This is a genomic window from Pseudomonas sp. 22189 (genome assembly GCF_052045635.1).
In the GTDB taxonomy this organism is placed as follows: Bacteria; Pseudomonadota; Gammaproteobacteria; order Pseudomonadales; family Pseudomonadaceae; genus Aquipseudomonas; species Aquipseudomonas parakoreensis.
In genome coordinates this window covers 99,148-125,586 of sequence record NZ_JBQEPG010000014.1, presented here as the reverse complement: position 1 = coordinate 125,586, position 26,439 = coordinate 99,148, and the positions used below count along the sequence as shown (strand labels likewise).

Annotated in this window: 29 protein-coding genes; 5 read left to right on the top strand and 24 right to left on the bottom strand. The window is 61.6% G+C overall.

Going from position 1 to position 26,439, the window contains the following annotated elements:
- Positions 1–50: 50 nt before the first annotated feature.
- The 3 genes from ACTJKS_RS17130 to ACTJKS_RS17120 all read left to right on the top strand — a co-directional run bounded on the left by ACTJKS_RS17130 (position 51) and on the right by ACTJKS_RS17120 (position 2,062).
- On the top strand, positions 51–938 hold the full coding sequence (locus tag ACTJKS_RS17130) for a LysR family transcriptional regulator (RefSeq protein WP_108182064.1): 888 nt from the start codon (positions 51–53) through the stop codon (positions 936–938).
- Between the two features lie 84 nt (positions 939–1,022).
- Positions 1,023–1,490, top strand: a complete 468-nt coding sequence (locus ACTJKS_RS17125) for a helix-turn-helix domain-containing protein (RefSeq protein WP_047599956.1) — start codon at positions 1,023–1,025, stop codon at positions 1,488–1,490.
- The gene (locus ACTJKS_RS17120; protein ID WP_047292593.1) at positions 1,487–2,062 is read left to right on the top strand and encodes a PIN domain-containing protein; all 576 of its coding nucleotides are present in this window, start codon (positions 1,487–1,489) and stop codon (positions 2,060–2,062) included. The genes ACTJKS_RS17125 and ACTJKS_RS17120 overlap by 4 nt, the downstream gene beginning before the upstream one ends.
- 58 nt (positions 2,063–2,120) lie before the next feature.
- Here the strand turns inward: ACTJKS_RS17120 and ACTJKS_RS17115 are convergent, their stop codons facing one another.
- From ACTJKS_RS17115 to ccmA, 10 genes are all read right to left on the bottom strand, one after another.
- Entirely contained in the window at positions 2,121–2,525 is a 405-nt protein-coding gene (locus ACTJKS_RS17115) for a hypothetical protein (protein ID WP_041072925.1), read from the bottom strand.
- A gap of 27 nt (positions 2,526–2,552) precedes the next feature.
- On the bottom strand, positions 2,553–3,755 hold the full coding sequence (ccmI, locus tag ACTJKS_RS17110; protein WP_047292588.1) for a c-type cytochrome biogenesis protein CcmI: 1,203 nt from the start codon (positions 3,753–3,755) through the stop codon (positions 2,553–2,555).
- Positions 3,752–4,222: a cytochrome c-type biogenesis protein gene (locus ACTJKS_RS17105; protein ID WP_108182063.1), complete on the bottom strand. Its 471-nt coding sequence runs from the start codon at positions 4,220–4,222 to the stop codon at positions 3,752–3,754. The genes ccmI and ACTJKS_RS17105 overlap by 4 nt, the downstream gene beginning before the upstream one ends.
- Positions 4,219–4,755, bottom strand: a complete 537-nt coding sequence (locus ACTJKS_RS17100; RefSeq protein ID WP_041072930.1) for a DsbE family thiol:disulfide interchange protein — start codon at positions 4,753–4,755, stop codon at positions 4,219–4,221. The genes ACTJKS_RS17105 and ACTJKS_RS17100 overlap by 4 nt, the downstream gene beginning before the upstream one ends.
- Positions 4,752–6,740: a heme lyase CcmF/NrfE family subunit gene (locus ACTJKS_RS17095; protein WP_108182062.1), complete on the bottom strand. Its 1,989-nt coding sequence runs from the start codon at positions 6,738–6,740 to the stop codon at positions 4,752–4,754. The genes ACTJKS_RS17100 and ACTJKS_RS17095 overlap by 4 nt, the downstream gene beginning before the upstream one ends.
- Positions 6,741–6,743: 3 nt before the next feature.
- Complete coding sequence (gene ccmE, locus ACTJKS_RS17090) at positions 6,744–7,199, bottom strand: cytochrome c maturation protein CcmE (protein WP_041072935.1); 456 nt, start codon at positions 7,197–7,199, stop codon at positions 6,744–6,746.
- Positions 7,196–7,372, bottom strand: a complete 177-nt coding sequence (gene ccmD, locus ACTJKS_RS17085; protein WP_108182061.1) for a heme exporter protein CcmD — start codon at positions 7,370–7,372, stop codon at positions 7,196–7,198. Before ccmD ends, ccmE begins: the two co-directional genes overlap by 4 nt.
- On the bottom strand, positions 7,369–8,124 hold the full coding sequence (locus tag ACTJKS_RS17080; RefSeq protein ID WP_041072937.1) for a heme ABC transporter permease: 756 nt from the start codon (positions 8,122–8,124) through the stop codon (positions 7,369–7,371). The genes ccmD and ACTJKS_RS17080 overlap by 4 nt, the downstream gene beginning before the upstream one ends.
- A 77-nt stretch (positions 8,125–8,201) precedes the next feature.
- The gene (gene ccmB, locus ACTJKS_RS17075; RefSeq protein ID WP_108182059.1) at positions 8,202–8,870 is read right to left on the bottom strand and encodes a heme exporter protein CcmB; all 669 of its coding nucleotides are present in this window, start codon (positions 8,868–8,870) and stop codon (positions 8,202–8,204) included.
- Positions 8,867–9,502 (bottom strand): cytochrome c biogenesis heme-transporting ATPase CcmA, encoded by a 636-nt coding sequence (ccmA, locus tag ACTJKS_RS17070; RefSeq protein ID WP_045122041.1) that lies wholly within the window; start codon positions 9,500–9,502, stop codon positions 8,867–8,869. Before ccmA ends, ccmB begins: the two co-directional genes overlap by 4 nt.
- Before the next feature lie 197 nt (positions 9,503–9,699).
- Between ccmA and fliK the strand changes: the two genes are divergently transcribed.
- Positions 9,700–11,280, top strand: a complete 1,581-nt coding sequence (gene fliK, locus ACTJKS_RS17065) for a flagellar hook-length control protein FliK (RefSeq protein ID WP_108182058.1) — start codon at positions 9,700–9,702, stop codon at positions 11,278–11,280.
- Positions 11,277–11,606, top strand: a complete 330-nt coding sequence (locus tag ACTJKS_RS17060; RefSeq protein WP_108182057.1) for an EscU/YscU/HrcU family type III secretion system export apparatus switch protein — start codon at positions 11,277–11,279, stop codon at positions 11,604–11,606. Before fliK ends, ACTJKS_RS17060 begins: the two co-directional genes overlap by 4 nt.
- Before the next feature lie 92 nt (positions 11,607–11,698).
- Here the strand turns inward: ACTJKS_RS17060 and ACTJKS_RS17055 are convergent, their stop codons facing one another.
- The 14 genes from ACTJKS_RS17055 to flhA form a co-directional block, all read right to left on the bottom strand.
- Positions 11,699–12,091 (bottom strand): DUF2802 domain-containing protein, encoded by a 393-nt coding sequence (locus ACTJKS_RS17055; RefSeq protein WP_007961680.1) that lies wholly within the window; start codon positions 12,089–12,091, stop codon positions 11,699–11,701.
- Positions 12,092–12,577 carry a chemotaxis protein CheW gene (locus ACTJKS_RS17050; RefSeq protein ID WP_003222936.1) on the bottom strand — a complete coding sequence of 162 codons (486 nt, stop codon included), beginning with the start codon at positions 12,575–12,577 and terminating at the stop codon, positions 12,092–12,094.
- Between the two features lie 90 nt (positions 12,578–12,667).
- Positions 12,668–13,630 carry a CheW domain-containing protein gene (locus tag ACTJKS_RS17045; RefSeq protein ID WP_108182056.1) on the bottom strand — a complete coding sequence of 321 codons (963 nt, stop codon included), beginning with the start codon at positions 13,628–13,630 and terminating at the stop codon, positions 12,668–12,670.
- Between the two features lie 91 nt (positions 13,631–13,721).
- The gene (locus ACTJKS_RS17040; RefSeq protein ID WP_003222933.1) at positions 13,722–14,510 is read right to left on the bottom strand and encodes a ParA family protein; all 789 of its coding nucleotides are present in this window, start codon (positions 14,508–14,510) and stop codon (positions 13,722–13,724) included.
- A 43-nt stretch (positions 14,511–14,553) separates the two neighbouring features.
- Positions 14,554–15,444: a flagellar motor protein MotD gene (gene motD / locus ACTJKS_RS17035; protein WP_003222931.1), complete on the bottom strand. Its 891-nt coding sequence runs from the start codon at positions 15,442–15,444 to the stop codon at positions 14,554–14,556.
- 15 nt (positions 15,445–15,459) lie between these two features.
- Positions 15,460–16,200 (bottom strand): flagellar motor protein, encoded by a 741-nt coding sequence (locus tag ACTJKS_RS17030; RefSeq protein ID WP_007967839.1) that lies wholly within the window; start codon positions 16,198–16,200, stop codon positions 15,460–15,462.
- Positions 16,200–17,336, bottom strand: a complete 1,137-nt coding sequence (locus ACTJKS_RS17025; RefSeq protein ID WP_041072948.1) for a protein-glutamate methylesterase/protein-glutamine glutaminase — start codon at positions 17,334–17,336, stop codon at positions 16,200–16,202. The genes ACTJKS_RS17030 and ACTJKS_RS17025 overlap by 1 nt, the downstream gene beginning before the upstream one ends.
- A gap of 49 nt (positions 17,337–17,385) precedes the next feature.
- Positions 17,386–19,668 carry a chemotaxis protein CheA gene (locus ACTJKS_RS17020; RefSeq protein ID WP_108182055.1) on the bottom strand — a complete coding sequence of 761 codons (2,283 nt, stop codon included), beginning with the start codon at positions 19,666–19,668 and terminating at the stop codon, positions 17,386–17,388.
- 54 nt (positions 19,669–19,722) lie between these two features.
- Positions 19,723–20,511 (bottom strand): protein phosphatase CheZ, encoded by a 789-nt coding sequence (locus ACTJKS_RS17015; RefSeq protein WP_027613919.1) that lies wholly within the window; start codon positions 20,509–20,511, stop codon positions 19,723–19,725.
- Between the two features lie 18 nt (positions 20,512–20,529).
- On the bottom strand, positions 20,530–20,901 hold the full coding sequence (locus ACTJKS_RS17010) for a chemotaxis response regulator CheY (protein ID WP_003183998.1): 372 nt from the start codon (positions 20,899–20,901) through the stop codon (positions 20,530–20,532).
- 167 nt (positions 20,902–21,068) lie between these two features.
- On the bottom strand, positions 21,069–21,809 hold the full coding sequence (gene fliA, locus ACTJKS_RS17005; RefSeq protein WP_007920004.1) for an RNA polymerase sigma factor FliA: 741 nt from the start codon (positions 21,807–21,809) through the stop codon (positions 21,069–21,071).
- Positions 21,806–22,636: a flagellar synthesis regulator FleN gene (gene fleN, locus ACTJKS_RS17000; protein WP_003222917.1), complete on the bottom strand. Its 831-nt coding sequence runs from the start codon at positions 22,634–22,636 to the stop codon at positions 21,806–21,808. Before fleN ends, fliA begins: the two co-directional genes overlap by 4 nt.
- A gap of 113 nt (positions 22,637–22,749) precedes the next feature.
- On the bottom strand, positions 22,750–24,090 hold the full coding sequence (gene flhF / locus ACTJKS_RS16995) for a flagellar biosynthesis protein FlhF (RefSeq protein ID WP_198759602.1): 1,341 nt from the start codon (positions 24,088–24,090) through the stop codon (positions 22,750–22,752).
- A gap of 11 nt (positions 24,091–24,101) precedes the next feature.
- On the bottom strand, positions 24,102–26,231 hold the full coding sequence (gene flhA, locus ACTJKS_RS16990) for a flagellar biosynthesis protein FlhA (protein ID WP_041072957.1): 2,130 nt from the start codon (positions 26,229–26,231) through the stop codon (positions 24,102–24,104).
- Between the last annotated feature and the right edge of the window lie 208 nt (positions 26,232–26,439).

Genomic DNA, 26,439 nt, shown 5'->3' with positions numbered 1-26,439 from the left:
CGCTCCCACAGGGCACCTCTGAATGCTTGAAGATTGCACAAGGACCTGAGATGGACCGCCTCGCTGCCATGGAAACCTTCGTCTACGTGGTCGAAACCGGCTCGTTCTCCGCCGCCGCCCGACGGCTGAATATCGGCCAACCCGCCGTGTCGAAAACCATCGCTCAACTGGAGAAACGCCTGGCGGTCAGCCTGTTGCTGCGCTCGACCCGTGGCCTGACGCCAACCGAAGCCGGCCTGGCGTTTTTCGAGCGAGCCAGACGCGCCATCGACGAAGCCAATGAGGCCGATAACGCTGCCCGTGGCAGTGCCGGCGGTTTGCGCGGCAACCTGCGGATCAGCACGGCGGTGACGTTCGGTCGCCTGCACGTCGTGCCGCAACTGGGGGCGTTTCTCGCTCAGCATCCGCACCTGAACATCGACCTGATGCTCGATGACCGCAACATCAATCTGGTCGAAGAAGGCATCGACGTCGCCCTGCGCATGGGCCCGCTCAGTGACTCCAGCCTCACCGCGCGCAAAATCGCCGACTGCCGCCGCGTGGTGCTCGGCTCCCCGGGCTACTTTGCTCGCCACGGCGAGCCAGGCGGCCCGACCGATCTGGATCAGCATCAAGGCATTGTCTACAACCTCAGCGGCGGCGCCACCTGGACCTTCACCAAAGGCAGCGAACAGCAGACACAAACCTTGACCGGCCGCCTGCGCGTCAGCGCCGCCGAAGGTTTGCGCGCAGCCGTGCTGGCCGATCAGGGCCTGGCGATTGCCTCGCAATGGATGTTCGCCCCGGAGCTGGCAAGCGGCGCGGTCAGGGCGGTGATGGATGATTGGCGGTTGCCGGATCAGGATTTGTGGGCGGTGTTCCCCACGGGGCGGATGGTCAGTGCGAAGGCGCGGGCGTTTGTGGAGTACATGGAAAACTTGCTGACACACCTGAACTGAACCGGCTTCCGTTTCGTTTATTGCGATTTTCGTTTAATTCGAATAACGTTCCAGCATCTACTCTTCAGAATGCTGGAATTCATTATGTCGATCGTCCTTCACCCCTCTCTCAACCTCCCGGTGGAGCGCGAAGTCAAAGCCGCAATTGAAGGCAAACGCGCGCTCGCCGCCTACCTGGCGACCCAATTCGAAACACAGCACATCCAGATTTTCGACGAACAGAACCAGGCGCATCAGGTCGAGCTGCCAACCTCGGCATTACAACTGCTGATGGATATTCTGGCGGCGCTGGCCGAGGGTAACGCGGTCAAAGTCGTACCGGTGCATGCCGAGCTGACCACTCAGGAAGCCGCCGACCTGCTCAATGTCTCACGCCCGCACCTGATAAAACTGCTGGAAAGCGGCGAGTTGTCCTACCACAAAACCGGCAAGCACCGACGTGTGCGTTTCGCCGATTTGATGGACTATAAAACCCGGCGCGACACCGCCAGCGAGCAGGCAATGGCGCTTCTCGCGGAGCAGGCACAGGCTTTAAGGACAGGATACGAGTGAGGCATTCCCCTTTCACCGCTGTATACGATGCATGTGTTTTGTACCCCGCCCCGCTTAGAGACTTGCTGATGTGGCTCGCGCTTTCGGGGCGATTTCGAGCCCGATGGACCCAGGAGATTCACGGCGAATGGAAACGCAATTTATTGAAGAACCGAACCGATCTGACGATGGAGCAACTGGATCGCACGTCCGAGCTTATGGATCGTGCGATACCCGATGCCTGTGTCTGTGACTATGAAGCGCTGATCACCGGACTTTCCCTGCCCGATCCCAACGACCGCCATGTATTGGCTGCAGCCATACGCTGCGGCGCTGGGGTGATCGTGACATTCAACCTGAAAGATTTTCCCGATACCTGCCTCGCCCCCTATGGCGTCGAGGCCCAACACCCAGATGAGTTTGTCGAGAACCTGTTTCACCTTGATCCGGCAGCTGTTATCGCTGCGGCGCAACGACAGCGCCAACAACTGAAATTTCCGCCAATGGAGATCGAGCCGTTCCTTGATCTTTTGCGGCGCCAGGGATTGGTCGAGTCAGTTCGGGCGCTAAGCGCCTACCGTGCGATGCTCTGAATACTCGTTTTGGAACACCAGACAAACAAACGGCGATCCAAAGATCGCCGCGTGCTCATCACTGCCCGAACTGTTTGCCCAACCCCGGCGGCACGCCGTGGATGTCGGTGTCTTCCCACGGGCCATTGGGGCTGATTGAGCGGGTCCAGCCGTTGTTCCAGCGGAAGTAGGTGCGCTGGCGGTAGAAGGTGTTGGGCTGGTCGTCGAGGACGTAGACCCCGAGTTTCTGGTCCCAGTGGCTGTTGCCGCCCGGTGGCGGGGCGAAACTGGCTGAGGTGCGCGGGACTGGCTTGGACGGTTTGGCCGGGATGCTTTTTCCGGGTGTCGGCGAGGTCGACGGGGTCGGGCTCGGTTGTGACGGCGGGATGGGTGGCAGGTTGGTGGTCGGTTCCGGTCGGTGCACCGCACATGCGCTCATGCTCAAGGCCAATGTAATGACGGTGATGCGGGCGAGGCTGTGCATGGCGGTGCTTTCCTGTGGGTTCCGGGGTTATTGGTCCGGGCTGTCAATGGTCAGTGTTTGCGGTGCGGTGGTGCTGCTGGCCAGAGGGCCGCTGCGACCCACCCACTCCCCGGCGGTCGGTTGACCGGCGCGAGAGATGCGCGCAACCAGTTGGACTTCAGGAAAGTTCGACAGTTTCAACTGCGGCATCATCGCGTCGGCATCGCCCAGTTCGACGGTCACCGGCAGGTCCGCCACGGTCAGACGCTTGGCCGCCAACGGTGCCGGAGGGCCTGAAACGGCACGGGCGAAGATGAACACGCTGTCGCCCGGTTGCACCTTGCCTTTGAGTTCGCTGGCCAGATCGACGCGCACCTTGAGCAGTGCGGCAACCTTGGCAGCCGGTGCGGCGGCGACCTTGCCGCCGCTGGCTTCAAGCCGTTCAGTGGCGCGGTTGATGCCACCCTGCAGGGCTTCGCGGGACTTGTCGTCCTCTGGCAATTGCGCCAGCAGGCGATTCCAATAGTCGATGGCTTGCTGATAACGCTCGCCTTCGAACGCGGCGATGCCGAGCAGACCGAGGCTGGTGACTTCTTTCGGGTCGGCTTTCAGCGCTTCGTCGGTCAGGGCCTGGAGCTTGTCCGACCACTTTTTACCGTCGGCAAAATACTGCGCCTGTGCCCACTGGCCGAGCAGTTCCGGCTGGCGACCCGCAAGGTTGGCGGCGCGTTCGAACATCTTCGCCGCGTCCGCCGGACGATCCTGGGCCATGTAGGTGCGACCGAGGAAGTACAGACCTTCCGCCGAATCCGGTTGCGCGGCGACGGCTCGTTCCAGACGCCGAGTCATCTCTTCCATCGACTGCGGCGCCTGGGCGAATTCGCGGGTCAGTTCGACTTTATCGGCAGCACCGAAATGCAGGTACAGACCCAGGCCCAACACCGGCACCAGCACCGCGGCCAACAACGGCAACGGCTTGCCCAGTTTCGACACACGCGGCGCGGCAACGCCCTCGGTATCGGCGAGCAGCTCACGCGCTGCTTCCGCACGACCGCTGTCCATTTGCGCGGCATCGAGCACGCCTTCGGCCTGCTGCGCTTGCAGCTCGGCGACGCGTTCCTGATACAGCGCGACGTTCAGGGCAGTCCGATCTTCTTCACGCTGGGCGCGACGGCCACGCAAAACCGGAATCAGCAGAAAACTCAGGGCGACCAGAAGCAACAGCCCTGCGGCAAGCCAGAAATCAATCATTCTTGGTTTTTATCCAACAGTTGGTCGAGGCGCTGACGTTCTTCGGTGGACAGCGATGACGGGGTTTCGGCGCGCTGACCGCGACGACGGCGCACGATCAGCACAATCACCACCAGACCGCCAAGCAGCAGCCCGGCCGGGCCGAACCACAGCAGTGCAGTCTTGGCGTTGAGCGCCGGTTTGTAGCGGACGAAATCACCGTAGCGATCAACCATGAAATCGATGATCTGCTGATTGTCCTTGCCCTCGCCGAGCATGCGGAAAATCTCTTTGCGCAGGTCTGCGGCAATCGGTGCGTTGGAGTCGGCGATGTCCTGGTTCTGGCACTTGGGGCAGCGCAGTTCCTTGGTCAACTCGCGGAAACGCTCGCGATCACCTTCCTTGGCGAACTCGTAGGTGTCGATCGCGGCATGCGCCATACCGGCCAGACTCAGGCCCAAGACCACGGCAGCGATAAAGCGCTTCATGGCTTGGCCTCATCGACCAGTGCCTGATATTTGGCTGCGAGTTTTTCGCGCCAGACCTGTTCGTCGATCACCCCGACGTACTTGTCGCGGATGATGCCCTTGGCGTCGATGAAGAAGGTTTCCGGCGCGCCGTACACGCCGAGGTTCAGACCCAGCGAACCTTCGTCGTCACGAATGTCCAGCAGGTACGGGTTGTGGAATTCGGCCAGCCACTTCAACGCATCGGCGTTGGTGTCCTTGTAGTTGATGCCGTAGATCACCACGCCGCGCTCGGCCAGTTTGTTCAGTACCGGGTGCTCGACCCGGCAGGAAATGCACCAGGTGCCCCAGACGTTGACCAGTGCCGGTTTGCCGAGGATGTCGGCCTTGGTCAGGGTCTTGTCGCCCTGCACATTCGGCAGGCTGAATTCCGGGAAGGGCTTGTTGATCATCGCCGACGGCAGCTCCGCCGGATCGAGGTACAGACCGCGATAAAGAAACACCGCCACCAGCAGAAAAATCGCCAGGGGTACCAGCATCAACCAACGTCTCATGCAGCCGCTCCTTGCAGGCCGAGGGCTTCACGCACCCGGGCTTTGACCTTGACTCGATAACGCCGATCCAGCGCCGCCAGCAATCCGCCCAGACCGGTCAGCAGACCACCAAACCAGATCCAGCGCACGAACGGTTTGACGTGAACCCGCACCGCCCACGCGCCGTTTTCCAGCGGCTCGCCCAGGGCGACATAGAGATCGCGAGTGAAACCGGCGTCGATCCCGGCCTCGGTCATCATCGAACTCTGCACCGTGTACAGGCGTTTTTCCGGGTGCAGCACGCTGACTTCCTTGCCGTCGCGGATCACCCGGATGGTGCCCTTGTCGGAGGTGAAGTTCGGCCCTTCAAAGTGCTTGGCGCCTTCGAAGACGAAGTGATAACCGGCCAGGTCCATCGACTCGCCCGGCGCCAGACGCAGGTCGCGTTCGGCACTGTTCTGGCTCGACAGCACCACACCGAGGGCGCACACGGCGATGCCCAGGTGCGCGATCTGCATGCCCCAGTAGCTGCGAGTCAGGCTTGGCAGACCTTTGATCAGGCCCTTGTGGCGGGTCTTGTCGAAGATGTCGCGCACGCCGGCGAGCAACACCCACGCAGCGAGCAGGAACGTCGCGATCACCGCCCAGTTGAAATCGCCATAGGCGACACCGGCCACCACGGCCAATGCGACGCTACCGAGCAGCACCGGAGTCAGCATGTTCGCCAGCCACTTCACCGGGGTGTCTTTCCAGCGCACGATCACGCCGACCGCCATCACCAGCATCAGCAACGCCATCAGCGGGATGAACAGCGCATTGAAGTAAGGAGGGCCGACCGAGAGCTTGGCGCCGCTGATCGCATCGAGAATCAGCGGATACAGGGTGCCGAGCAGAATCATCGACGCCGCTACCACCAGCACCAGGTTGTTGCCCAGCAACAGGGTTTCACGCGACCACAGGTTGAAGCCGACCTGGCTCTTGACCACCGGCGCGCGCAACGCAAACAGCGTCAGCGAACCACCGACCACGAACAGCAGGAAGATCAGGATGAACACGCCGCGTTCAGGATCGGAGGCAAACGCGTGCACCGAAGTCAGCACGCCGGAACGCACGAGGAACGTGCCAAGCAGGCTCAGCGAGAACGCGGCAATCGCCAGCAACACCGTCCAGCTCTTGAACACGCCACGTTTTTCCGTGACCGCCAGCGAGTGAATCAGCGCGGTGCCGACCAGCCATGGCATGAACGAGGCGTTTTCCACCGGGTCCCAGAACCACCAGCCGCCCCAGCCGAGTTCGTAGTACGCCCACCATGAACCGAGGGTGATGCCGATGCCGAGGAAGGCCCAGGCGACAATCGTCCAAGGGCGCGACCAGCGTGCCCACGCGGCGTCAAGACGACCACCGAGCAGTGCGGCGATGGCGAAGGCAAACGCTACCGAGAAACCCACATACCCCATATAGAGCATCGGCGGATGCACGATCAGGCCGATGTCCTGCAGCAGCGGATTGAGGTCACGACCATCCGCCGGAATCTGCGGCAGGATCCGCGAAAACGGGTTCGACGTGAGGATCAGAAACAACAGGAAACCGGTGCTGATCATGCCCATCACCGCCAGCACCCGGGCGAGCATGACTTGCGGCAACTGCCGGGAGAACACCGACACGGCGAAGGTCCAGCCACCGAGGATCAACGCCCACAGCAGCAGCGACCCTTCGTGGGCGCCCCATACCGCGCTGAACTTGTAGTACCACGGCAAGGCGCTGTTGGAGTTCATCGCCACGTAACCGACCGAAAAATCGTCGGTCATGAACGCGTAGGTCAGGCAACCGAAGGCAAACAGCAGGAACGCAAACTGGCCCCACGCCGCCGGCTGGGCCAGGCCCATCCACATGCGGTCACCGCGCCACGCACCGAACAGCGGCACCACGGCCTGCACCAGCGCAAAACACAGCGCCAGAATCATCGCCAGATGGCCGAGTTCGGGAATAAACAGTGCAGACGTCATCGATCAACCCTCCTTCGCTGGGGTCGGTGCCGATTGACCGCTGTCTTTCAGCGCTTTGGTCACTTCCGGCGGCATGTACTTCTCGTCGTGCTTGGCCAGCACTTCATCGGCCACCACCACGCCGTCGGCGTTGAGTTTGCCCAGGGCGACAATGCCCTGCCCTTCGCGGAACAGATCCGGGAGGATCCCGCGGTAGGTGATGGTCACGGCTTTGTTGAAGTCGGTGACGACGAATTTGACGTCCAGCGAGTCCGGCGAACGCTGCAGCGAGCCCTTCTCGACCATGCCGCCCGCGCGGATGCGCGTGTCGTGCGGCGCTTCGCCGTTGGCGATCTGGGTCGGCGTGTAAAACAGGTTGATGTTTTCCTGCAGGGCGCTGAGGGCCAAGCCGACGGCAGCGCCGACCCCGACCAGGATCGCCAGAATGAGGGTCAGACGTTTTTTGCGCAGCGGATTCACTTGCCGTTCTCCCGGCGCAGACGACGCGCCTCTTGTTGCAGATAGCGCTTGCGGGCCGCAATCGGTGCGACCACGTTGAGGATCAGCACCACCAGACAGATGCCGTAGGCCGACCAGACGTACAGGCCGTGGTGGCCCATGGCGAGAAAGTCGCCAAATGAAGCGAAACTCATCGCGCGGCCTCCAGGCTGTTCTGCACTTCTTCTTTGACCCAACTGGCGCGCGCTTCGCGCTTGAGCACTTCAAGGCGCATGCGCAGCAACAGCACGGCACCGAAGAAGCAGTAGAACCCCAGCACCGTCAGCAACAGCGGCAGCCACATTTCAGCGGGCATCGCCGGTTTCTCAGTGAGGGTGAAGGTCGCGCCCTGGTGCAGGGTGTTCCACCACTCCACCGAGTACTTGATGATCGGGATGTTGATCACCCCGACGATCGCCAGCACGGCGCAGGCCTTGGCGGCGCTGTCGCGGTTGCTGATGGCGTTGCCCAGCGCAATCACCCCGAAATACAGGAACAGCAGAATCAGCATCGACGTCAGCCGCGCATCCCAGACCCACCACGAGCCCCAGGTCGGCTTGCCCCAGATCGCGCCGGTGACCAGCGCCACGGCGGTCATCCACGCGCCGATCGGCGCCGCGCATTGCAGGGCGACGTCGGCCAGTTTCATTTTCCACACCAGGCCGACCACGCCACACACCGCCAGCATCACGTAAATCGACTGCGCGAGCATCGCCGCCGGCACGTGAATATAGATGATGCGGAAGCTGTTGCCCTGCTGATAATCCGGCGGCGCGAAGGCCAGGCCCCAGACGACGCCAATGCTGATCAGCAGCAACGCTGCGATGCTCAACCACGGCAGGAACTTGCTGCTGATGCCGTAGAACCACTTGGGCGAGCCGAGCTTGTGAAACCAGGTCCAGTTCATACTGTTTCCATCACGGTGCCGCTCATCGATGTGAGCGGTCTCAGGGTCTTTGCTGGTTAAATTTTAACCAGACCTCATTATTCGCCGACGCTGATCTTCAGGCCAGCCGCTATTGCAAAAGGTGTCAGGGTGATCGCCAGGGCGGTCAGGCTACCCAGCCACAGCAGATACCCGGTCGCCGGCATGCCTTGCAAGGCGGCCTGCAAGGCGCCACTGCCAAGGATCAACACCGGTATGTACAACGGCAGAATCAGCAACGCCAGCAACAGGCCGCCGCGTTTCAGACCGACTGTCAGCGCCGCGCCCACCGCGCCGAGCAAGCTCAGCACCGGGGTACCCAGCAGCAAAGAAAACAGCAACACTGGCAGACAGGCGACCGGCAGACCGAGCATCAACGCCAGCAACGGCGAGAGCAGAACCAGTGCCAGTCCCGAGAACATCCAGTGTGCCAGTACCTTGGCCAGCACCAGCAGGGGCAGCGGGTGCGACGAAAGGACCCACTGTTCCAGAGAGCCATCTTCGAAATCACTGCGAAACAATCCGTCCAGCGACAGCAGGACCGCCAACAGCGCGGCCACCCAGACTAACCCCGGGGACAGGTTTTGCAAGACTTGAGTTTCCGGGCCGACGGCCAGCGGGAACAAGGCGATAACGATGGCGAAGAAAATCAGCGGATTGGCCAGTTCCGCCGGGCGACGAAACAGCAGGCGGGACTCACGGGCAACCAGCAGGCCGAACACACTCATACTGCCCAGTTCCCCAGATCGATATCGCGATAACCGGCCGGCATCCGGCTCAGCGTGTGGTGCGTGGTCAGCACCACCAAACCGCCGCGTTCACAGTGCCCGGCCAGGTGCTCTTCAAGTTGCGCCACGCCCTGTTTGTCGAGCGCGGTAAACGGCTCGTCGAGAATCCACAGCGGCGGGCTGTCCAGATACAGCCGCGCCAGTGCCACGCGGCGTTGCTGACCGGCGGACAGGGTGTGGCAGGGAACATCTTCGAAACCGCGCAATCCTACGGCTGCCAGTGCTTGCCAGATCGCCTCGCGTTCAGCCGGCCGATGCAGGGCGCAGAGCCAGGACAGGTTCTCTTCCGGGGTCAGCAGGTCCTTGATCCCGGCGGCGTGGCCGATCCACAACAGGTTGCGCGCCAGTTCGCTCGGTTGTGCTGTCAAAGGCTGACCGTTGAGCAGCACCTGACCGCTGGTCGGCTGCATCAACCCGGACAACAGGCGCAGCAGGCTGGTCTTACCGCTGCCGTTGGGGCCGCTGATCTGCACCATATCGCCACTGGCCAGTCTTAATTCGAGATTTTCGAAGAGCAGCCGCAGGTCTCGCTCGCAGGCAAGGGCAACGGTTTGCAGGACAGGACTGGTCAAGGGATCACGGGCCTTATACGGTTCAAGTCGGCTCTGGCGCGGCCGTTAAAGAGATGCAGGATAAATGCAATGACGGTGCGAACCAGAGAGCTGGATCAAACAATTGCTATGTTTTCTGAACGAAGCGCAAGACGCGCGGCATTATACATGGCGTGCCTTACTCCCAAGAGCGCAATTTCCTCAGGTTGTGTCCGCGTATGACAGGCGAAATGAACATCCTCCCGCTTCCGCCCACCACCCCGGCGAACACGCGTCCGCTGGTGATGAGCGGTGAGTTGCTCAAGCTGCTGACCCCGGTCGAAGGCTTGATCGGTGCCGGGCAAAGCGCTCAGGCCGAGGTGTTGTCACTCAAGCAGGCGGATCAGACCTTTCAACTGTTGCTCAAGGTCACCGTCGACGGCGGCCGCCAGACCACCGTGCAGGCCAGCAGCAACCTGCCGCTGCCAACCGGTACCAACCTGGCCGTCACCCAGCCGTCGGCGGGCAATCTGGCGATCACCGTGCAACAGGCGATTGCCAGCAGCGTCGCCGCCCTCACCCGCATCGATACCGCGCAATTGCCGGTCGGCACACTGCTGCAAGGCAAGGTGCTGACCTCGCAGACACTGCCGCAAGTGCCGGGGCAGCCGACGGTGTACCGCTCGCTGGTCAGTCTGCTCAACACCGCGCAAAGTGGCGCCACGCTGGACATCGACAGCCCGACGCCGCTGCGCATCGGAACCCTGCTTTCGGCACTGGTCGAAGACTCGCAAACCCTCAAATTCGTGCCACTGAGCAGCCGTCAGGAGCAATTGGCGGTGAGCCAGCAACTGCTCGGCCAACAAAGTCGCCAAGGCTCGCTGGACGGTTTGCTCAATGCTTTGCAAAACCTGCCGAGCGACGATGATCAGACTTCGCAGGATCTGCGCGCTGCCGTCGTGCGTCTGCTTGCCAATTTGCCCGATGTGCAGCAGATGAGCAGCGCCAAAGGCGTGGCCCTGGCCCTGGCCAACAGTGGCGCCTTCCTCGAAGCCAAATTGCTGACCGGACAGAATCCGGCGCTGGCCCCGGACATGAAAGCCGATCTGCTCAAACTGATCGCGCAACTGTCCCCGGGTGTGCCGGGCAATGCCAGTTTCAACGCGATCATTGCCGCCAACACCCTGGCGCAAGCGCTGCCGAGTTTCGTGCGCAACGCCCTCGGCACCCTCGGCCAGGTCAGCGCCAAACCCGTGCCGAGCAGTTTCCCGCTGCCCGACCGCCTGCTGCAAAGCCAGGACGGCGAAGGCGATCTGGAACATCTGCTGCGCCTCGCTGCAGCCGCCGTGTCGCGCCTGCAAAGCCATCAGTTGTCGAGTCTGGAACAGACCGGGGTCACCGATGACGGCCGCCTGCTCAGCACCTGGCAGTTGGAAATCCCCATGCGCAACCTGCAGGACATCGTGCCGTTGCAGGTCAAGTTCCAGCGCGAAGAAGCGCCGGAAAGAGAACCGCAACCCAACGAACGCCGCGACGAGCGCGAGCCCAAACAGCAACTGTGGCGCGTCGATCTGGCGTTCGATATGGAGCCGTTGGGGCCGATGCAAATTCAGGCGCAGCTGATTGCCGGCAGTCTGTCGAGCCAGCTGTGGGCCGAGCGCCCGTACACCGCCGACCTGATCGAAACCAACCTGTTCGCGCTGCGCCAGCGTCTGCTTGATCGCGGGCTGAACGTCGGTGATCTCGACTGCCACCTCGGCACCCCGCCGCTAGGCAATCAAACCCGTCTCGAACACCGCTGGGTCGACGAAACCGCATGAACGATTCCACTGTTCCACGCCAGGCCATCGCCCTCAAATACGACGGCAACCACGCCCCGACCCTCACCGCCAAGGGCGACGAGGAACTGGCCGAAGAAATCCTGCGCATTGCCCGCGACTGCGAAGTGCCGATCTATGAAAACGCCGAGCTGGTGCGCCTGTTGGCGCGAATGGAACTGGGCGACAGCATCCCCGAAGAGCTGTACCGCACGATTGCCGAGATCATCGCGTTTGCGTGGAATCTGAAGGGGAAATTCCCCGAGGGACAGGATCCGGATGCGCCGATGGTCGAGAAGGACGTTACCGCGCGCGGGGATGATTATTAAGCCTTGAAAGCAAAAGATCGCAGCCTTCGGCAGCTCCTACAGGGAAGCGCGTTCCAATGTAGGAGCTGCCGCAGGCTGCGATCTTTTGATCTTCAGCTTCTGTGCAACTTGCGCATCAACTCCGCCTCAGCCTGGGTCAAGCCGCAGGACTGAGTCAGCTCATCGACGCTCGCGCCCATGCCCACCAGTTTCGCCGCCTGGGCGAACGACAGGCTCGACGGGTCGCGTTGTTCCAGCGCGACAATCTTGTCCGGCAACGGACCGACGACCGAGCGCAGCTCGTGCAGGGCTTCGCCCATACGCACGTTGCCGTTCTGGTAGTCGTCGACACGCTTGGCCAGGTCCTTGATGCGCTGGTCACGCAGCGCATCGCCCTGAGCCTGTTGCGCCGCGATCACCCGCTGCGCCTTGATGTACGCCAGAAACATTGCCAGCGTGCCTGCCCAGAAGAGGAACAGGACAATGACCGCAACTTCGAGAATCAATCAGATGCTCTCCAGTTCCGACCATTCTTCTTCGCTCATCATCTTGTCCAGCTCGACCAGGATCAGCAACTCGTTGTTCTTGTTGCACACGCCCTGGATGAACTTGGCCGACTCTTCGTTGCCGACGTTTGGCGCGGTCTCGATTTCCGACTGACGCAGGTAAACCACTTCGGCCACGCTGTCGACCATGATCCCGACCACTTGCTTGTCGGCTTCGATGATGACGATACGGGTGTTGTCGCTGATCTCGCCGCTGTTCAGGCCGAAGCGCTGACGGGTGTCGATCACGGTGACCACGTTACCGCGCAGGTTGATGATGCCCAGCACGTAGCTTGGCGCACCCGGTACCGGCGCGATTTCGGTGTACCGCAGGACTTCCTGAACGCGCATCACGTTGATGCCGTAGGTTTCGTTGTCCAGCTTGAAGGTCACCCATTGCAGGATCGGATCTTCAGAACCTTTTGCATTCGTCGCCTGACTACTCATACCCTGACCCCTCGAAAAAACCGCACTGGGCGGTGTGTGTTCTGTGTGGAGGCATTGAAAAATGCCTTCGCCTGACTGTTATGTCGGCTGCTATGTCGATTTATGTAGCGGCTTGTGGCCGCCCAAGTGCTTTGCCCCGCCGCTGGCGATCAACTCGGCCAGCGCGGCTACATCAAGTAATGCACACATGTGCTCGATCACCGTGCCGGCGAGCCATGGCCGCTGACCCCGGTGACTTCTCCATTTGATTTCATTCGGATCCAGACGCAACGAACGGCTGACCTGATGCACCGCCAGGCCCCATTCGTAACCTTGTACCGAAATCACGTACTGCAGGCCCTGACGGAAGTCATCGCGATAGCGATCCGGCATGACCCAACGCGCCGTGTCCAAGACTTTCAGATTGCCGGCCTGGCTCGGCAGAATCCCGAGGAACCATTCCGGCTGCCCGAACAGCGGCGTCAACTCGTGGCCGGCCAGCGAATAGATTGAGCCCAGGCACACCAGCGGCACCGCCAGCGTCAGCCCGGCAACATCGAACAACAGGCACTCGAACGCTTCGGCAGCCCAGGCCGGACGGCCATCGGTGTCCACCGGAGGTGGCGTGTTGCTTGGCGGCAGGTGAACTTCCACCACCGGCGGCACCAGCGTCTGCTCGACGGGTGCCGGCGCAACTGGCGCAGGTTCGGCCACGACCGGTTCCGGCGCGGTTTTCAGCAATTGGGTTTGCAGCAGCGGTGCGAGTGTCGAAACCGGCGCGCGTGGCGGCTCGGCTTCTTCGATCAACGCCACTGGCGCCTTGGCGATCGGTGCGGCGGCAGGCGCGACAACCGGGGCGGCAGGTTTGGCGGCTTTCTGCGCATCACGCGCCTGCTCTTCCAGTACCGCGGCCTGGAATTCATCCAGCGCCGCAGCACTTTCGGCCACCTCGACCGGCGCCTCGACCGGCATTTCCACTGGCGGCAACTCGTCAGGGATTTCCTGCAGCAAGCTGTCCAGATAGGACTGCAACGCCAACTGCGGTTTCGACGTCAACTTCACCGGCCGATTCATGCATAACTCCCTGTAGGAGCTGCCGCAGGCTGCGNAGGCAAGATCAAAAGATCGCAGCCTGCGGCAGCTCCTACACGAATGGAGATCATGCTCAGGCCACCTGCGGAACAAGTTGTTGCGCCAGCAGGTGCTTGAGCAACGCGCGGTACGCCAGCACGCCACGACTCTTGCCGTCGAACTGCGAAGGCGTGACCCCGGCCCGGCTGGCATCACGCAGACGGGTATCGACCGGGATGTAACCCTGCCAGATCTCTTCCGGAAACTTGTCGCGCAGCACGCGCAAGGTGCCCAGCGACGCCTGGGTGCGGCGGTCGAACAGGGTCGGCACGATGCTGAACGGCAGCGCCTGTTTGCGCGAGCGGTTGATCATCGCCAAGGTGTTGACCATGCGCTCCAGACCTTTGACGGCCAGGTGCTCGGTCTGCACCGGGATCACCAGTTGCTGGCTCGCGGCCAGGGCGTTGACCATCAACACGCCGAGCAACGGCGGGCTGTCGATGATCGCGTAATCGAAGTCCTGCCACAGCTGCGCCAGACTCTTGGCGATCACCAGGCCCAAACCACTCTGCCCCGGCGACTGGCGCTCAAGGGTGGCGAGTGCGGTACTCGACGGCAACAGGGAAATGCGTTCGTCGCTGGTCGACAACAGCAACTGCCCGGGCAAGCCTTGCGGCACGCTGCCCTTGTGCAGAAACAGGTCGTAGTTGCTGTGTTCCAGGCTGTCGGGGTCGTAGCCGAAATAGCTGGTCATCGAGCCGTGCGGGTCGAGATCGACCACAACCACGCGCTTGCCCGCCTCCGCCAGCAATCCGGCTAAAGCGATGGAAGATGTGGTTTTACCGACACCACCCTTTTGATTGGCGACTGCCCAGACTCTCATTCGGTTCGTTCCTCCCGGCCGAGATCCTCGACCGAGACATAGCTCAGCGTATTAATGCGGGCGACGGAGAATTGACGGCACTCTCGCGTCCCGGCGTCTTGACCGGGGTCGGTGCAGTTTGTGTGCCAGCACGCTTCAATGCGGCGTCCGGTTGCGCATTGGCGGTCCCGGTACCGGTCAGACTGCGGCGCACATCGAGATTGCGCGACACCACCAGCACCACACGACGGTTTTTCGCCCGGCCTTCGGCGGTGGCGTTGTTGGCCACCGGCTGAAACTCACCGTAACCCACCGAGGCCAGACGCCCGGGGTTCACGCCCTGCATCGCCAGCATCCGTACGATGCTCGCCGAACGCGCCGAGGACAGCTCCCAGTTGGTCGGGTACTGCGCGGTGCGGATCGGTTGATCGTCGGTGAAACCTTCGACATGGATCGGGTTATCGAACGGTTTGAGGATCGCCGCGACCTTGTCGATGATGTTGAAGGCGATGTCGCTCGGCATCGCGTCGCCACTGCCGAACAACAGGCTGGAATTGAGTTCGATCTCGACCCACAACTCATTGCCGCGCACGGTCATCTGGTTGGAAGCAATCAGGTCGCCGAACGCGGCACTGATGTCATCGGCGATGCTTTTCAGCGGATCGCTGGCCCCGGCGATACCGGCGTCGACCTGCTCGCTGTCCTTGACCAGCGGCTTGGCCGGGGTGACGGTTTTCGGTCGTTCCTCACCGATCGGGATCGGCTTGAGCGAGCGATCGGAGTCAGTGAAAACCCCGATCAGCGCTTCGGAAATGACTTTGTACTTGCCTTCGTTGATCGACGAGATCGAGTACATCACCACGAAGAACGCGAACAGCAGCGTGATGAAATCCGCGTAGGACACGAGCCAGCGCTCGTGATTAACGTGTTCTTCCTGATGCCTGCGGCGAGCCATAGTCCATTACCCCCATCAATCCATGAAGCCCTGAAGCTTCAGCTCGATAGAGCGAGGGTTTTCACCTTCGGCGATCGACAAAATACCTTCCAACAACATTTCGCGATAACGCGACTGCCGCAACGCGATTGACTTGAGCTTGGCCGCCACCGGCAGCAACACCAGGTTGGCACTGGCCACGCCGTAGATGGTCGCGACGAATGCCACGGCAATGCCGCTGCCCAATTGCGTCGGATCAGCGAGGTTGCCCATCACATGGATCAGGCCCATCACCGCACCGATGATGCCGATGGTCGGCGCGTAGCCGCCCATGCTTTCGAAGACTTTGGCCGCTTCGATGTCGCGGGCTTCCTGGGTGTAGAAGTCCACTTCGAGGATGCTGCGGATCGCTTCCGGCTCGGCGCCGTCGACCAGCAGTTGCAGGCCTTTGCGCGAGTAGTTGTCCGGCTCGGCATCGGCGACGCCTTCCAGGCCGAGCAGGCCTTCCTTGCGCGCGGTGAGGCTCCAGTTGACCACGCGGTCGATGCCGCCAGCCAGGTCCACCCGTGGCGGAAACAGGATCCAGGCGAGGATCTGCATGGCGCGCTTGAAGGCGCTCATCGGCGATTGCAACAGCGCTGCACCGATGGTGCCACCGAGGACGATCAACGCCGCCGGGCCGTTGGCCAGCGCGCCGAGGTGACCGCCTTCAAGGAAGTTGCCGCCGATGATGGCGACGAACGCCAGGATAATCCCGATAAGGCTTAAAACATCCATCAGATACACGCCTCGACGATGTGCTTGCCGATGTCGTCCAGGCCGTAGACCGCGTCAGCCAGATCGGCTTTGACGATGGCCATCGGCATGCCGTAGATCACGCAGCTTGCTTCGTCTTGGGCCCATACCGAGCTGCCGCCCTGCTTGAGCAGACGTGCGCCTTCACGGCCGTCGGCGCCCATGCCGGTAAGGACCACCGCCAGAACTTTGTCGCCGTAGGACTTGGCCGCCGAACCGAAGGTGATGTCCACGCACGGCTTGTAATTCAGACGCTCGTCGCCCGGCAGGATTTTCACCGCGCCACGGCCGTCGATCATCATCTGCTTGCCACCCGGGGCCAGCAGCGCCAGGCCCGGACGCAGGATGTCGCCATCCTCGGCTTCCTTGACGCTGATGCGGCACAGCTTGTCCAGACGCTCGGCAAAGGCCTTGGTGAACGCCGCCGGCATGTGCTGGATCAGCACGATCGGCGCCGGGAAGTTCGCCGGCAACTGGGTCAGCACCCGCTGCAGGGCAACCGGGCCGCCGGTCGAAGTCCCGATGGCAACCAGTTTGTAGGCTTTGCGTTTCGGTGCCGGCGACGACGCGCTGGCGGCTGGCGCGCGAGCAGGTGCTGGAGCTGGAGCCGGACGCGTCGGAGCAGCAGTGCTGTGGCTGCTGAAACTCGAAGCCGCCGGGGCGGGTGCAGGCGTCGGTGCAGCGGCCGGAGCCGGCGCACTGTAGGCACTGAAACGACGGTTACTGCGCGAGATGCTGTGGACCTTCTCGCACAGCAGTTGCTTGACCTTCTCCGGGTTACGAGAAATGTCTTCGAAATTCTTCGGCAGGAAATCCACCGCACCGGCGTCCAGCGCATCCAGGGTCACCCGGGCGCCTTCGTGGGTCAGCGAGGAGAACATCAACACCGGGGTCGGGCAGCGCTGCATGATGTGCCGCACCGCCGTGATGCCATCCATCATCGGCATCTCGTAGTCCATGGTGATCACGTCCGGCTTGAGGGCCAGGGCCTGATCGATCGCCTCTTTACCGTTGGTAGCCGTGCCGACCACCTGGATGCTCGGATCCGCTGAAAGAATTTCCGAGACGCGGCGGCGGAAAAAACCCGAATCGTCCACCACCAGGACTTTGACTGCCATAAACACTCCATTAGGTGCAGCGGGACGTCGTCGCCCCGCCGCCCCGGATTCAAATACGCTTCGTCGCGTAACGCTTGAGCATGCTTGGAACATCGAGGATCAACGCGATGCGGCCGTCACCGGTGATGGTGGCGCCGGACATGCCCGGAGTGCCCTGCAGCATTTTGCCCAATGGCTTGATGACCACTTCTTCCTGGCCGACCAGTTGATCGACGACGAAGCCGATCCGCTGGGTGCCCACCGACAGGATCACCACATGGCCTTCGCGCTGCTCTTCGTGAGCGGCGGAGCTGACCAGCCAGCGCTTGAGGTAGAACAATGGCAGCGCCTTGTCCCGCACGATCACCACTTCCTGGCCATCCACCACGTTGGTGGTCGACAGGTCGAGGTGGAAGATTTCGTTGACGTTGACCAACGGGAACGCAAACGCCTGATTGCCGAGCATGACCATCAGGGTCGGCATGATCGCAAGCGTCAGCGGCACCTTGATGACGATCTTCGAGCCCTGGCCCTTGGTCGAGTAGATGTTGATCGAACCGTTGAGCTGGGAAATCTTGGTTTTCACCACGTCCATGCCGACACCGCGGCCGGACACGTCGGAGATCTCGGTCTTGGTCGAGAAACCCGGGGCGAAGATCAGGTTGTAGCACTCGGTATCGCTCAGGCGATCGGCCGCGTCCTTGTCCATCACACCGCGTTTTACCGCGATCGAACGCAGCACGTTCGGGTCCATGCCCTTGCCGTCGTCGGAGATCGACAACAGGATGTGGTCGCCTTCCTGCTCGGCGGCCAGTACCACGCGACCGCCACGGGCCTTGCCCGAAGCTTCGCGCTCTTCCGGTGACTCGATGCCATGGTCGACCGCGTTGCGCACCAAGTGGACCAGCGGGTCGGCCAAGGCCTCGACAAGGTTTTTGTCGAGGTCGGTTTCTTCACCCACCAGTTCCAGGTTGATCTCTTTCTTGAGCTGGCGCGCGAGGTCACGAACCAGACGCGGGAAGCGCCCGAAGACCTTCTTGATCGGCTGCATCCGGGTCTTCATCACCGCGGTCTGCAAGTCCGCCGTGACCACGTCGAGGTTCGACACGGCCTTGGACATGGCTTCGTCGCCGCTGTTGAGACCCAGGCGCACCAGGCGGTTACGCACCAGCACCAGTTCGCCGACCATGTTCATGATTTCGTCGAGACGCGCAGTGTCGACACGCACGGTGGTTTCGGCTTCGCTCGCCGGTTTTTCCGGCGGCGGAGCAGCGGCAGCACGGGCCGGCGCCGGTGCAGCAGCGGCGGCCGGTTTTGGCGCTTCGGCTTTCGGCTCAGGCTTGGGCGCAGCCTTCGGCGCAGCAGCCGGAGCGGCGACGGCCTTGGCAGCAGGCGCAGCCACGGTCGATGCGGTGCCCGCAGCAGCGGCGCCAACGTCGGTGAACTTGCCTTTACCGTGCAATTCGTCGAGCAGCGATTCGAATTCGTGATCGCTGATCAGGTCGCTGCCGGCAGCCGCGGCCGCCGGTGCGGCAGGCGCAGCCGGTGCCGAAGCAATAGCCGATTCCAGCGCTTCAACGGCGAAGTTGCCCTTGCCGTGCAATTGATCGAGCAGTGCTTCAAATTCGTCGTCGGTGATGTCCGAGCTGTCGCCCGCCGCCGGTGCCGCCGGAGCAGCCGCAGTCGGTGCCACGGCGTCTGGCGCGAACTGGCCTTTGCCGTGCAACTGATCGAGCAACGACTCGAATTCGGCGTCGGTGATTTCATCGCTGGCGGCCGCATCGGCAGCCGGCGCAGGCGCAGCAGCGGCCGGGGCTTCGGCTTCAGCCTTGACGGCGTTCAGCGAATCCAGCAGCTGTTCAAATTCGTTATCGGTGATGTCGCCCGAATCGCTCGAATCGCCTTCGACGACCAGCTCTTCGATCATCTCGGCCACCGGCGAAGCCGGAGCTTCGTCCGCCGATTGCGGCTCGGCCAGACGCGCCAGCGCGGCCAGCAGTTCCGGAGTGGCGGCCGTGATCGGTGCACGTTCACGGACTTCGCTGAACATGCTGTTCACCGCGTCCAGTGCTTCAAGCACCACGTCCATCAGTTCTGCATCAACGCGACGCTCACCCTTGCGCAGGATGTCGAACACGTTTTCGGCGATGTGACAGCACTCCACCAGCTCGTTGAGCTGAAGGAAGCCGGCGCCCCCTTTTACAGTGTGGAAACCGCGAAAAATTGCGTTGAGCAGATCTGCGTCATCCGGGCGGCTTTCCAGCTCGACCAGTTGCTCGGACAGTTGCTCAAGAATCTCGCCGGCCTCAACCAGGAAATCCTGAAGGATCTCTTCATCGGCGCCGAAGCTCATTAATGGGGTGCTCCTACAGGTCTAAAAACCCAAAAAACCTAAAATTCCAAAACTCTAGAATCCGAGGCTGGATAACAAATCGTCCACATCGTCCTGACCGGACACAACGTCTTCTCGTTTATCGGCATGAATCTGCGGACCTTCACCCTGCGAGAGATGTTTTTGTGGATCTTTTTCTGCAAGCATCGCGGCACGGTCGTGTTCGATGCCCGCAAAGCGGTCAACCTGACTGGCCATGAGGACGAGTTTGAGCAAATTGCTTTCGACTTCGGTGACCAGTTGGGTCACACGCTTGATCACCTGACCGGTGAGGTCCTGGTAATCCTGAGCCAGCAGGATGTCGTTCAGGTTGCTCGACACCGCACGGTTGTCCGTGCTGCTGCGTGACAGAAAACCGTCGACCCGGCGCGCCAGTTCGCGGAACTCTTCAGCCCCGACTTCACGACGCATGAAGCGGCCCCAATCGGTGCTCAGCGCCTGGGCTTCTTCAGCCAGGCCATTGACCACCGGGGTGGCGCTTTCCACCAGATCCATGGTGCGGTTGGCCGCGGCTTCGGTCAGCTTGACCACATAGCCCAGGCGTTCGGTGGCGTCGGTGATTTGCGACACTTCCTCGGCCTGTGGCATGTGCGGATCGATCTGGAAGTTGACGATCGCACTGTGCAGTTCGCGTGTGAGCTTGCCCACTTCCTGATACAGGCCACGGTCACGGGTCTGATTGAGCTCATGGATCAGTTGCACAGCGTCGCCGAACCTGCCTTTTTCAAGGCTCTCGACCAGTTCGACCGCGTGTTTTTTCAGGGTCGATTCGAAATCGCCCTGTGAAGATTCGTTATGCTCCATAGCTCCCCCGCGCGTTCATCAGCCGATGCGTTCGAAAATCTTCTCGATTTTTTCTTTCAGCGCCTGAGCCGTGAAAGGTTTGACCACGTAGCCGTTCACGCCGGCCTGGGCCGCTTCGATGATCTGCTCGCGCTTGGCTTCGGCAGTCACCATCAGCACGGGCAGGTGCTTGAGTTTTTCATCGGCACGCACGTGGCGCAGCAGGTCGATACCGGTCATGCCCGGCATGTTCCAGTCCGTTACCAGAAAGTCGATGCTTCCGCTGTTGAGCACCGGAATGGCAGTGGTGCCATCGTCGGCCTCGACGGTGTTGGTGAACCCCAGATCACGCAGCAGGTTCTTGATGATCCGCCGCATCGTTGAGAAGTCATCAACGATGAGGATTTTCATGTTCTTGTCCAATTCGACCTCCAAGCAGTCTTAAACGCGCCCAGCACCTGGACGCGCCATTTCAATCAATCCGGCAAAGCACTCGATGACTGTCTGGAGCACAACAGAGCAAGACCGGTGCCGTTCATCACCGCACCAGCCTCGTTCGCAGTGTCCCCACACTGCCTTCAGCGCGCTCGCCACTCCCCCAAACGCCCCCGCAAACGGGCCGCGCACTGGCTGTGTAACTGGCTGACCCGCGATTCACTGACGCCAAGGACTTCACCGATCTCCTTGAGGTTCAGCTCTTCGTCGTAGTACAGCGCCAACACCAGTCGCTCACGCTCCGGCAAATTGGCAATCGCGTCCGCCAGCGCCGCCTGGAAGCGTTCATCTTCCAGATCGCGTGACGGCTCAAGATGAGCACTGGCGCCATCCTCGTGCAGCCCTTCGTGTTCGCCGTCCTGCAACAGGTCGTCGAAACTGAACAAGCGGCTACCCAGGGTGTCATTCAAAATCCCGTAGTAATCGTCGAGACTCAATTGGAGTTCGGCCGCAACCTCGTGATCTTTAGCATCACGGCCGGTTTTAGCTTCAATTGAGCGAATTGCGTCGCTGACCATACGGGTGTTGCGGTGAACCGAGCGTGGTGCCCAATCCCCTTTGCGCACTTCATCGAGCATCGCGCCGCGGATCCGGATGCCCGCGTACGTTTCGAAACTGGCGCCTTTGCTGGCGTCATATTTGGTCGAGACTTCGAGCAGGCCGATCATCCCGGCCTGAATCAGGTCTTCAACCTGCACACTCGCCGGCAAGCGCGCCAGCAAGTGATAGGCAATGCGCTTGACCAGTGGCGCGTAACGCTCGATCAACTCGTACTGCGCGTCACGTGCCGATTTCTTGTAGTAGTTCATACCGCTGGCGGTCATAACACAGGCCCTGCCGTTTGCTGCACGAGGCGCTCGACGAAAAACTCAAGGTGCCCACGCGGGTTGGCAGGCAGCGGCCAGGTATCGACCTTCTGCGCGATCGCCTTGAACGCCAGCGCGCACTTGGAACGCGGAAAGGCTTCATAGACCGCTCGCTGCTTCTGCACTGCCTTGCGCACGCTTTCGTCGTACGGCACCGCGCCGACGTATTGTAAGGCGACGTCGAGAAAGCGATCCGTGACCTTGGTCAACTTGGCGAACAGATTGCGCCCTTCCTGCGGACTCTGCGCCATGTTGGCGAGGACGCGGAAGCGGTTCATGCCGTAGTCGCGGTTGAGCAGTTTGATCAGCGCGTAGGCGTCGGTGATCGAGGTCGGCTCGTCGCAGACCACCAGCAACACTTCCTGCGCCGCGCGCACGAAACTGACTACCGAGTCACCAATGCCCGCAGCGGTGTCGATCACCAGTACATCGAGATTGTCGCCGATGTCGCTGAAGGCCTGAATCAGACCGGCATGTTGCGCCGGGCTCAGGTGCACCATGCTTTGGGTGCCGGAAGCGGCCGGTACGATGCGGATCCCGCCGGGGCCCTGCAACAGCACGTCGCGCAGCTCGCAGCGGCCTTCGATCACATCGGCCAGCGTGCGTTTGGGGGTCAGTCCCAGCAGAACGTCGACGTTCGCCAGCCCCAGGTCAGCGTCCAGCAGCATGACCCGACGGCCAAGCTCTGCCAGCGCCAGAGACAAGTTCACTGACACGTTAGTCTTGCCGACGCCACCTTTGCCGCCGGTCACCGCGATCACCTGTACGGGATGCATGCTGCCCATGTTATTTCTTTACCTTGTCTTGCATAGACGGAGGCCACATTACTGGCTGCGCGTTCACAACCGGAACAATGCATGGCAGACCATCGATGTAGGTACAAAAACTGTTCATTACCTCAGCCAACCTGCTTGGTCGGGCTGTGGTAGATATCAGCGAACATGTCAGCCATGGCTTCTTCGCTGGGTTCTTCCTGCATTTGCACGCTGACGGCGCGGCTGACCAACTGATGACGGCGCGGCAGATGCAGATCATCCGGAATCCGTGGGCCATCGGTCAGGTACGCGACCGGCAGTTCATGACTGATCGCCAGGCTCAACACTTCGCCAAGGCTGGCCGTCTCATCCAGTTTAGTCAGGATGCAGCCGGCAAGCCCGCAACGCTTGTAACTGTGATAAGCGGCGGTTAGAACCTGTTTCTGGCTGGTGGTTGCCAGCACCAGATAATTTTTTGAACGGATGCCACGCCCGGCCAGACTTTCCAGCTGCATGCGCAGCGCCGGATCGCTGGCCTGCAGGCCGGCGGTATCGATCAGCACCACGCGCTTGCGCAGCAATGGATCCAGCGCCTGCACCAACGACTGGCCCGGATCGACGTGGGTCACCGGCACGTTGAGAATCCGCCCCAGGGTCTTGAGTTGTTCCTGCGCACCGATGCGGAAGCTGTCCATGCTGACCAGCGCGACATTCTGCGCGCCGTACTTGAGTACGTAGCGCGCAGCGAGTTTGGCCAGGGTGGTGGTCTTGCCCATGCCGGCCGGGCCGACCATGGCAATGACCCCGCCCTCTTCCAGCGGCTCGACTTCCGGTACGGCAATCATCCGCGCCAAGTGCGCGAGCAGCATGCGCCAGGCCTGACGCGGTTCTTCGATGTCGGTGATCATCGCCAGCAGATCGCGCGACAACGGCCCGGACAGGCCGATGCGCTGCAGGCGGCGATACAGATTGGCTTGCGCCGGACGGCTGCCTTGCAGCTGGTTCCAGGCCAGGGTGCCGAGCTGGACTTCCATCAGCTCGCGCAGACTGTTCAATTCGAAACGCATCGAATCCAGCGCACGCGGATCGACACCCGCCGATGCCGCTGCAGGTGCCGGCGCCGGGCGCGCCGGGGCGGCGTAGGTCGGTTCGCTCAACGGCTCGGCAGCGGTCAGTGGCAGGCCGGCCGTCAACGGCAGCCCGGCAAAGATCTGGCGATTGCTATTGCCATCGGCTTCGCCACGCAGGCTCAGTTCGGCCTGAGCGGTGACGATGCGCGACTGGGTCTTGCGCAGTTCGTCCTCGAGTTCCATGTTCGGAACCCGTGGCGCCAGCGCCGACAATTTGTAATCCAGCGCCGCCGTCAGCTCGACGCCGCCGGCAATGCGGCGGTTGCCAATGATGGCGGCATCAGCGCCCAGCTCATCACGAACCAGCTTCATGGCCTGACGCATATCGGCGGCGAAAAAACGCTTAACTTGCATAAACCACTACCTCAGCCGTTGGGCCCTACTGTCGCAACGATGGTCACTTGCTTGTTGTCCGGAATTTCCTGGTAGGCCAGCACGTGCAGCCCCGGGACGGCGAGGCGACCGAAACGCGAGAGCATCGCGCGGATCGGGCCTGCTACCAACAGGATCACCGGTTGACCTTGCATTTCCTGGCGCTGCGCCGCTTCGATGAGCGAACGCTGCAGCTTCTCGGCCATGCTTGGCTCCAGCAGAACGCCCTCTTCCGAGCCTTGTCCTGCCTTCTGCAGACTATTGAGCAATATTTGTTCCAACCTTGGTTCCAAGGTGATCACAGGCAGCTCGGAGTCAGTGCCTACAATGCTTTGGACGATGGCGCGGGATACGCCGACGCGTACGGCGGCCACCAAAGCGGCGGTATCTTGACTCTTGGCGGCATTGTTGGCGATGGCTTCGGCAATGCTGCGGATGTCGCGTACCGGCACATGTTCGGCCAGCAATGCCTGCAGCACCTTGAGCAATTGCGACAGCGACACCACGCCCGGCACCAGCTCTTCAGCCAGTTTCGGCGAGCTTTTGGCCAGCAATTGCATGAGTTGCTGCACTTCTTCGTGGCCGATCAGCTCACTGGAGTGTTTGTACAGAATCTGGTTCAAGTGCGTCGCGACCACGGTACTGGCGTCGACCACGGTGTACCCGAGCGATTGCGCCTGCGCGCGCTGGCTGACTTCGATCCACACCGCCTCCAGGCCGAAAGCCGGATCTTTGGCGGTAATGCCGTTAAGCGTGCCGTAGACCTGCCCCGGGTTGATCGCCAGTTCGCGATCCGGGTAGATCTCGGCTTCGGCCAGGATCACGCCCATCAGTGTCAGGCGGTAGGCACTCGGCGCCAGATCGAGGTTGTCACGGATGTGCACCGTCGGCATCAGGAAGCCCAGATCCTGCGAGAGCTTCTTGCGCACGCCCTTGATCCGCGCCAGCAACTGCCCGCCCTGATTGCGATCCACCAGCGGGATCAGGCGATAGCCGACTTCCAGGCCGATCATGTCGATCGGCGTCACGTCATCCCAGCCCAGCTCCTTGGTCTCCATGGCGCGGGCCGGCGACGGCAGCAGTTCCTGCTGACGCTGAACTTCTTGCAGCGCCTGCACCTTGGCGACGTTCTGTTTTTTCCAGAACAAGTAGGCGCCACCGGCGGCCAGCGCAGCCATGCTCAGAAACGAGAAATGCGGCATGCCCGGAACCAGACCCATGACCGCCATCAGACCAGCCGCCACTGCCAGTGCTTTGGGCGAAGCGAACATCTGCCGGTTGATTTGCTTGCCCATGTCTTCCGAACCGGAAGCACGGGTCACCATGATCGCTGCCGCTGTCGATAACAACAGTGATGGCAATTGCGCCACCAAACCGTCACCGATGGTCAGCAAGGCGTACACCTTGCCGGCGTCGGCGAAGTTCATGTTGTGCTGGAAGATACCGACCGCCATGCCGCCGATGAGGTTGATGAACAGGATCAGCAAGCCGGCAATGGCGTCACCCCGCACGAACTTGCTGGCACCGTCCATCGAACCGTAGAACTCGGCCTCTTGCGCGACTTCCTGACGGCGCGCCTTGGCCTGGTTCTGGTCGATCAGACCGGCGTTGAGGTCGGCGTCGATCGCCATTTGTTTGCCGGGCATTGCGTCGAGGGTGAAGCGCGCGCTCACCTCGGAAATCCGCCCGGCACCCTTGGTCACCACGACGAAGTTGATGATCATCAGGATCGCGAACACTACGATACCGACCACGTAGTTACCGCCGATCACCACTTCACCGAAGGCCTGGATCACCTTGCCGGCGGCGGCGTGGCCATCCTGACCGTGGAGCATCACCACCCGCGTCGAGGCCACGTTCAACGCCAGCCGCAGCAGCGTCGCCACCAGCAGAATCGTCGGGAACACCGCGAAATCCAGCGGCCGCAACGCGTAAACACAGACCAGCAGCACCACGATCGACAAGGCGATGTTGAAGGTGAAGAACACGTCCAGCAGGAACGGCGGCACCGGCAGCATCATCATGGCCAGCATGACCAGCAGCAACAACGGCACGCCCAGATTGCCTCGACTGAGGTCGGCAACATTCGAGCGAGCAGTGTTGAATAACTGAGAGCGATCCACCGGTTTTCCCCGTTCCTTTAAAGCAAACTTTTGACGCCCGAAGCAGGCGCACGGCGGCTACTGCAAGAAGCCTTCCAACTTTTGCCGGGGATTGAAATTGAGGTTTGCTCCAGGGGAAGTGTCTTGAAAGAAGCTGGGCGCCATGGAGCCGACCGCGAAACAGACGCAGGACGACTATCACCCTTAGCGCAGGTGAACAAAAATCAGA

Bases quoted from the DNA above. Each gene is read 5' to 3' on its own strand.
- ACTJKS_RS17130 (WP_108182064.1), top strand. From the start codon at position 51: ATGGACCGCCTCGCTGCCATGGAAACCTTCGTCTACGTGGTCGAAACC.
- ACTJKS_RS17125 (WP_047599956.1), top strand. From the start codon at position 1,023: ATGTCGATCGTCCTTCACCCCTCTCTCAACCTCCCGGTGGAGCGCGAA.
- ACTJKS_RS17115 (WP_041072925.1), bottom strand. From the start codon at position 2,525: ATGCACAGCCTCGCCCGCATCACCGTCATTACATTGGCCTTGAGCATG.
- ccmI (WP_047292588.1), bottom strand. From the start codon at position 3,755: ATGATTGATTTCTGGCTTGCCGCAGGGCTGTTGCTTCTGGTCGCCCTG.
- ACTJKS_RS17105 (WP_108182063.1), bottom strand. From the start codon at position 4,222: ATGAAGCGCTTTATCGCTGCCGTGGTCTTGGGCCTGAGTCTGGCCGGT.
- ACTJKS_RS17100 (WP_041072930.1), bottom strand. From the start codon at position 4,755: ATGAGACGTTGGTTGATGCTGGTACCCCTGGCGATTTTTCTGCTGGTG.
- ACTJKS_RS17095 (WP_108182062.1), bottom strand. From the start codon at position 6,740: ATGACGTCTGCACTGTTTATTCCCGAACTCGGCCATCTGGCGATGATT.
- ccmD (WP_108182061.1), bottom strand. From the start codon at position 7,372: ATGAGTTTCGCTTCATTTGGCGACTTTCTCGCCATGGGCCACCACGGC.
- ACTJKS_RS17080 (WP_041072937.1), bottom strand. From the start codon at position 8,124: ATGAACTGGACCTGGTTTCACAAGCTCGGCTCGCCCAAGTGGTTCTAC.
- ccmB (WP_108182059.1), bottom strand. From the start codon at position 8,870: ATGAGTGTGTTCGGCCTGCTGGTTGCCCGTGAGTCCCGCCTGCTGTTT.
- fliK (WP_108182058.1), top strand. From the start codon at position 9,700: ATGACAGGCGAAATGAACATCCTCCCGCTTCCGCCCACCACCCCGGCG.
- ACTJKS_RS17060 (WP_108182057.1), top strand. From the start codon at position 11,277: ATGAACGATTCCACTGTTCCACGCCAGGCCATCGCCCTCAAATACGAC.
- ACTJKS_RS17050 (WP_003222936.1), bottom strand. From the start codon at position 12,577: ATGAGTAGTCAGGCGACGAATGCAAAAGGTTCTGAAGATCCGATCCTG.
- ACTJKS_RS17045 (WP_108182056.1), bottom strand. From the start codon at position 13,630: ATGAATCGGCCGGTGAAGTTGACGTCGAAACCGCAGTTGGCGTTGCAG.
- ACTJKS_RS17040 (WP_003222933.1), bottom strand. From the start codon at position 14,510: ATGAGAGTCTGGGCAGTCGCCAATCAAAAGGGTGGTGTCGGTAAAACC.
- motD (WP_003222931.1), bottom strand. From the start codon at position 15,444: ATGGCTCGCCGCAGGCATCAGGAAGAACACGTTAATCACGAGCGCTGG.
- ACTJKS_RS17030 (WP_007967839.1), bottom strand. From the start codon at position 16,200: ATGGATGTTTTAAGCCTTATCGGGATTATCCTGGCGTTCGTCGCCATC.
- ACTJKS_RS17025 (WP_041072948.1), bottom strand. From the start codon at position 17,336: ATGGCAGTCAAAGTCCTGGTGGTGGACGATTCGGGTTTTTTCCGCCGC.
- ACTJKS_RS17020 (WP_108182055.1), bottom strand. From the start codon at position 19,668: ATGAGCTTCGGCGCCGATGAAGAGATCCTTCAGGATTTCCTGGTTGAG.
- ACTJKS_RS17015 (WP_027613919.1), bottom strand. From the start codon at position 20,511: ATGGAGCATAACGAATCTTCACAGGGCGATTTCGAATCGACCCTGAAA.
- ACTJKS_RS17010 (WP_003183998.1), bottom strand. From the start codon at position 20,901: ATGAAAATCCTCATCGTTGATGACTTCTCAACGATGCGGCGGATCATC.
- fliA (WP_007920004.1), bottom strand. From the start codon at position 21,809: ATGACCGCCAGCGGTATGAACTACTACAAGAAATCGGCACGTGACGCG.
- fleN (WP_003222917.1), bottom strand. From the start codon at position 22,636: ATGGGCAGCATGCATCCCGTACAGGTGATCGCGGTGACCGGCGGCAAA.
- flhF (WP_198759602.1), bottom strand. From the start codon at position 24,090: ATGCAAGTTAAGCGTTTTTTCGCCGCCGATATGCGTCAGGCCATGAAG.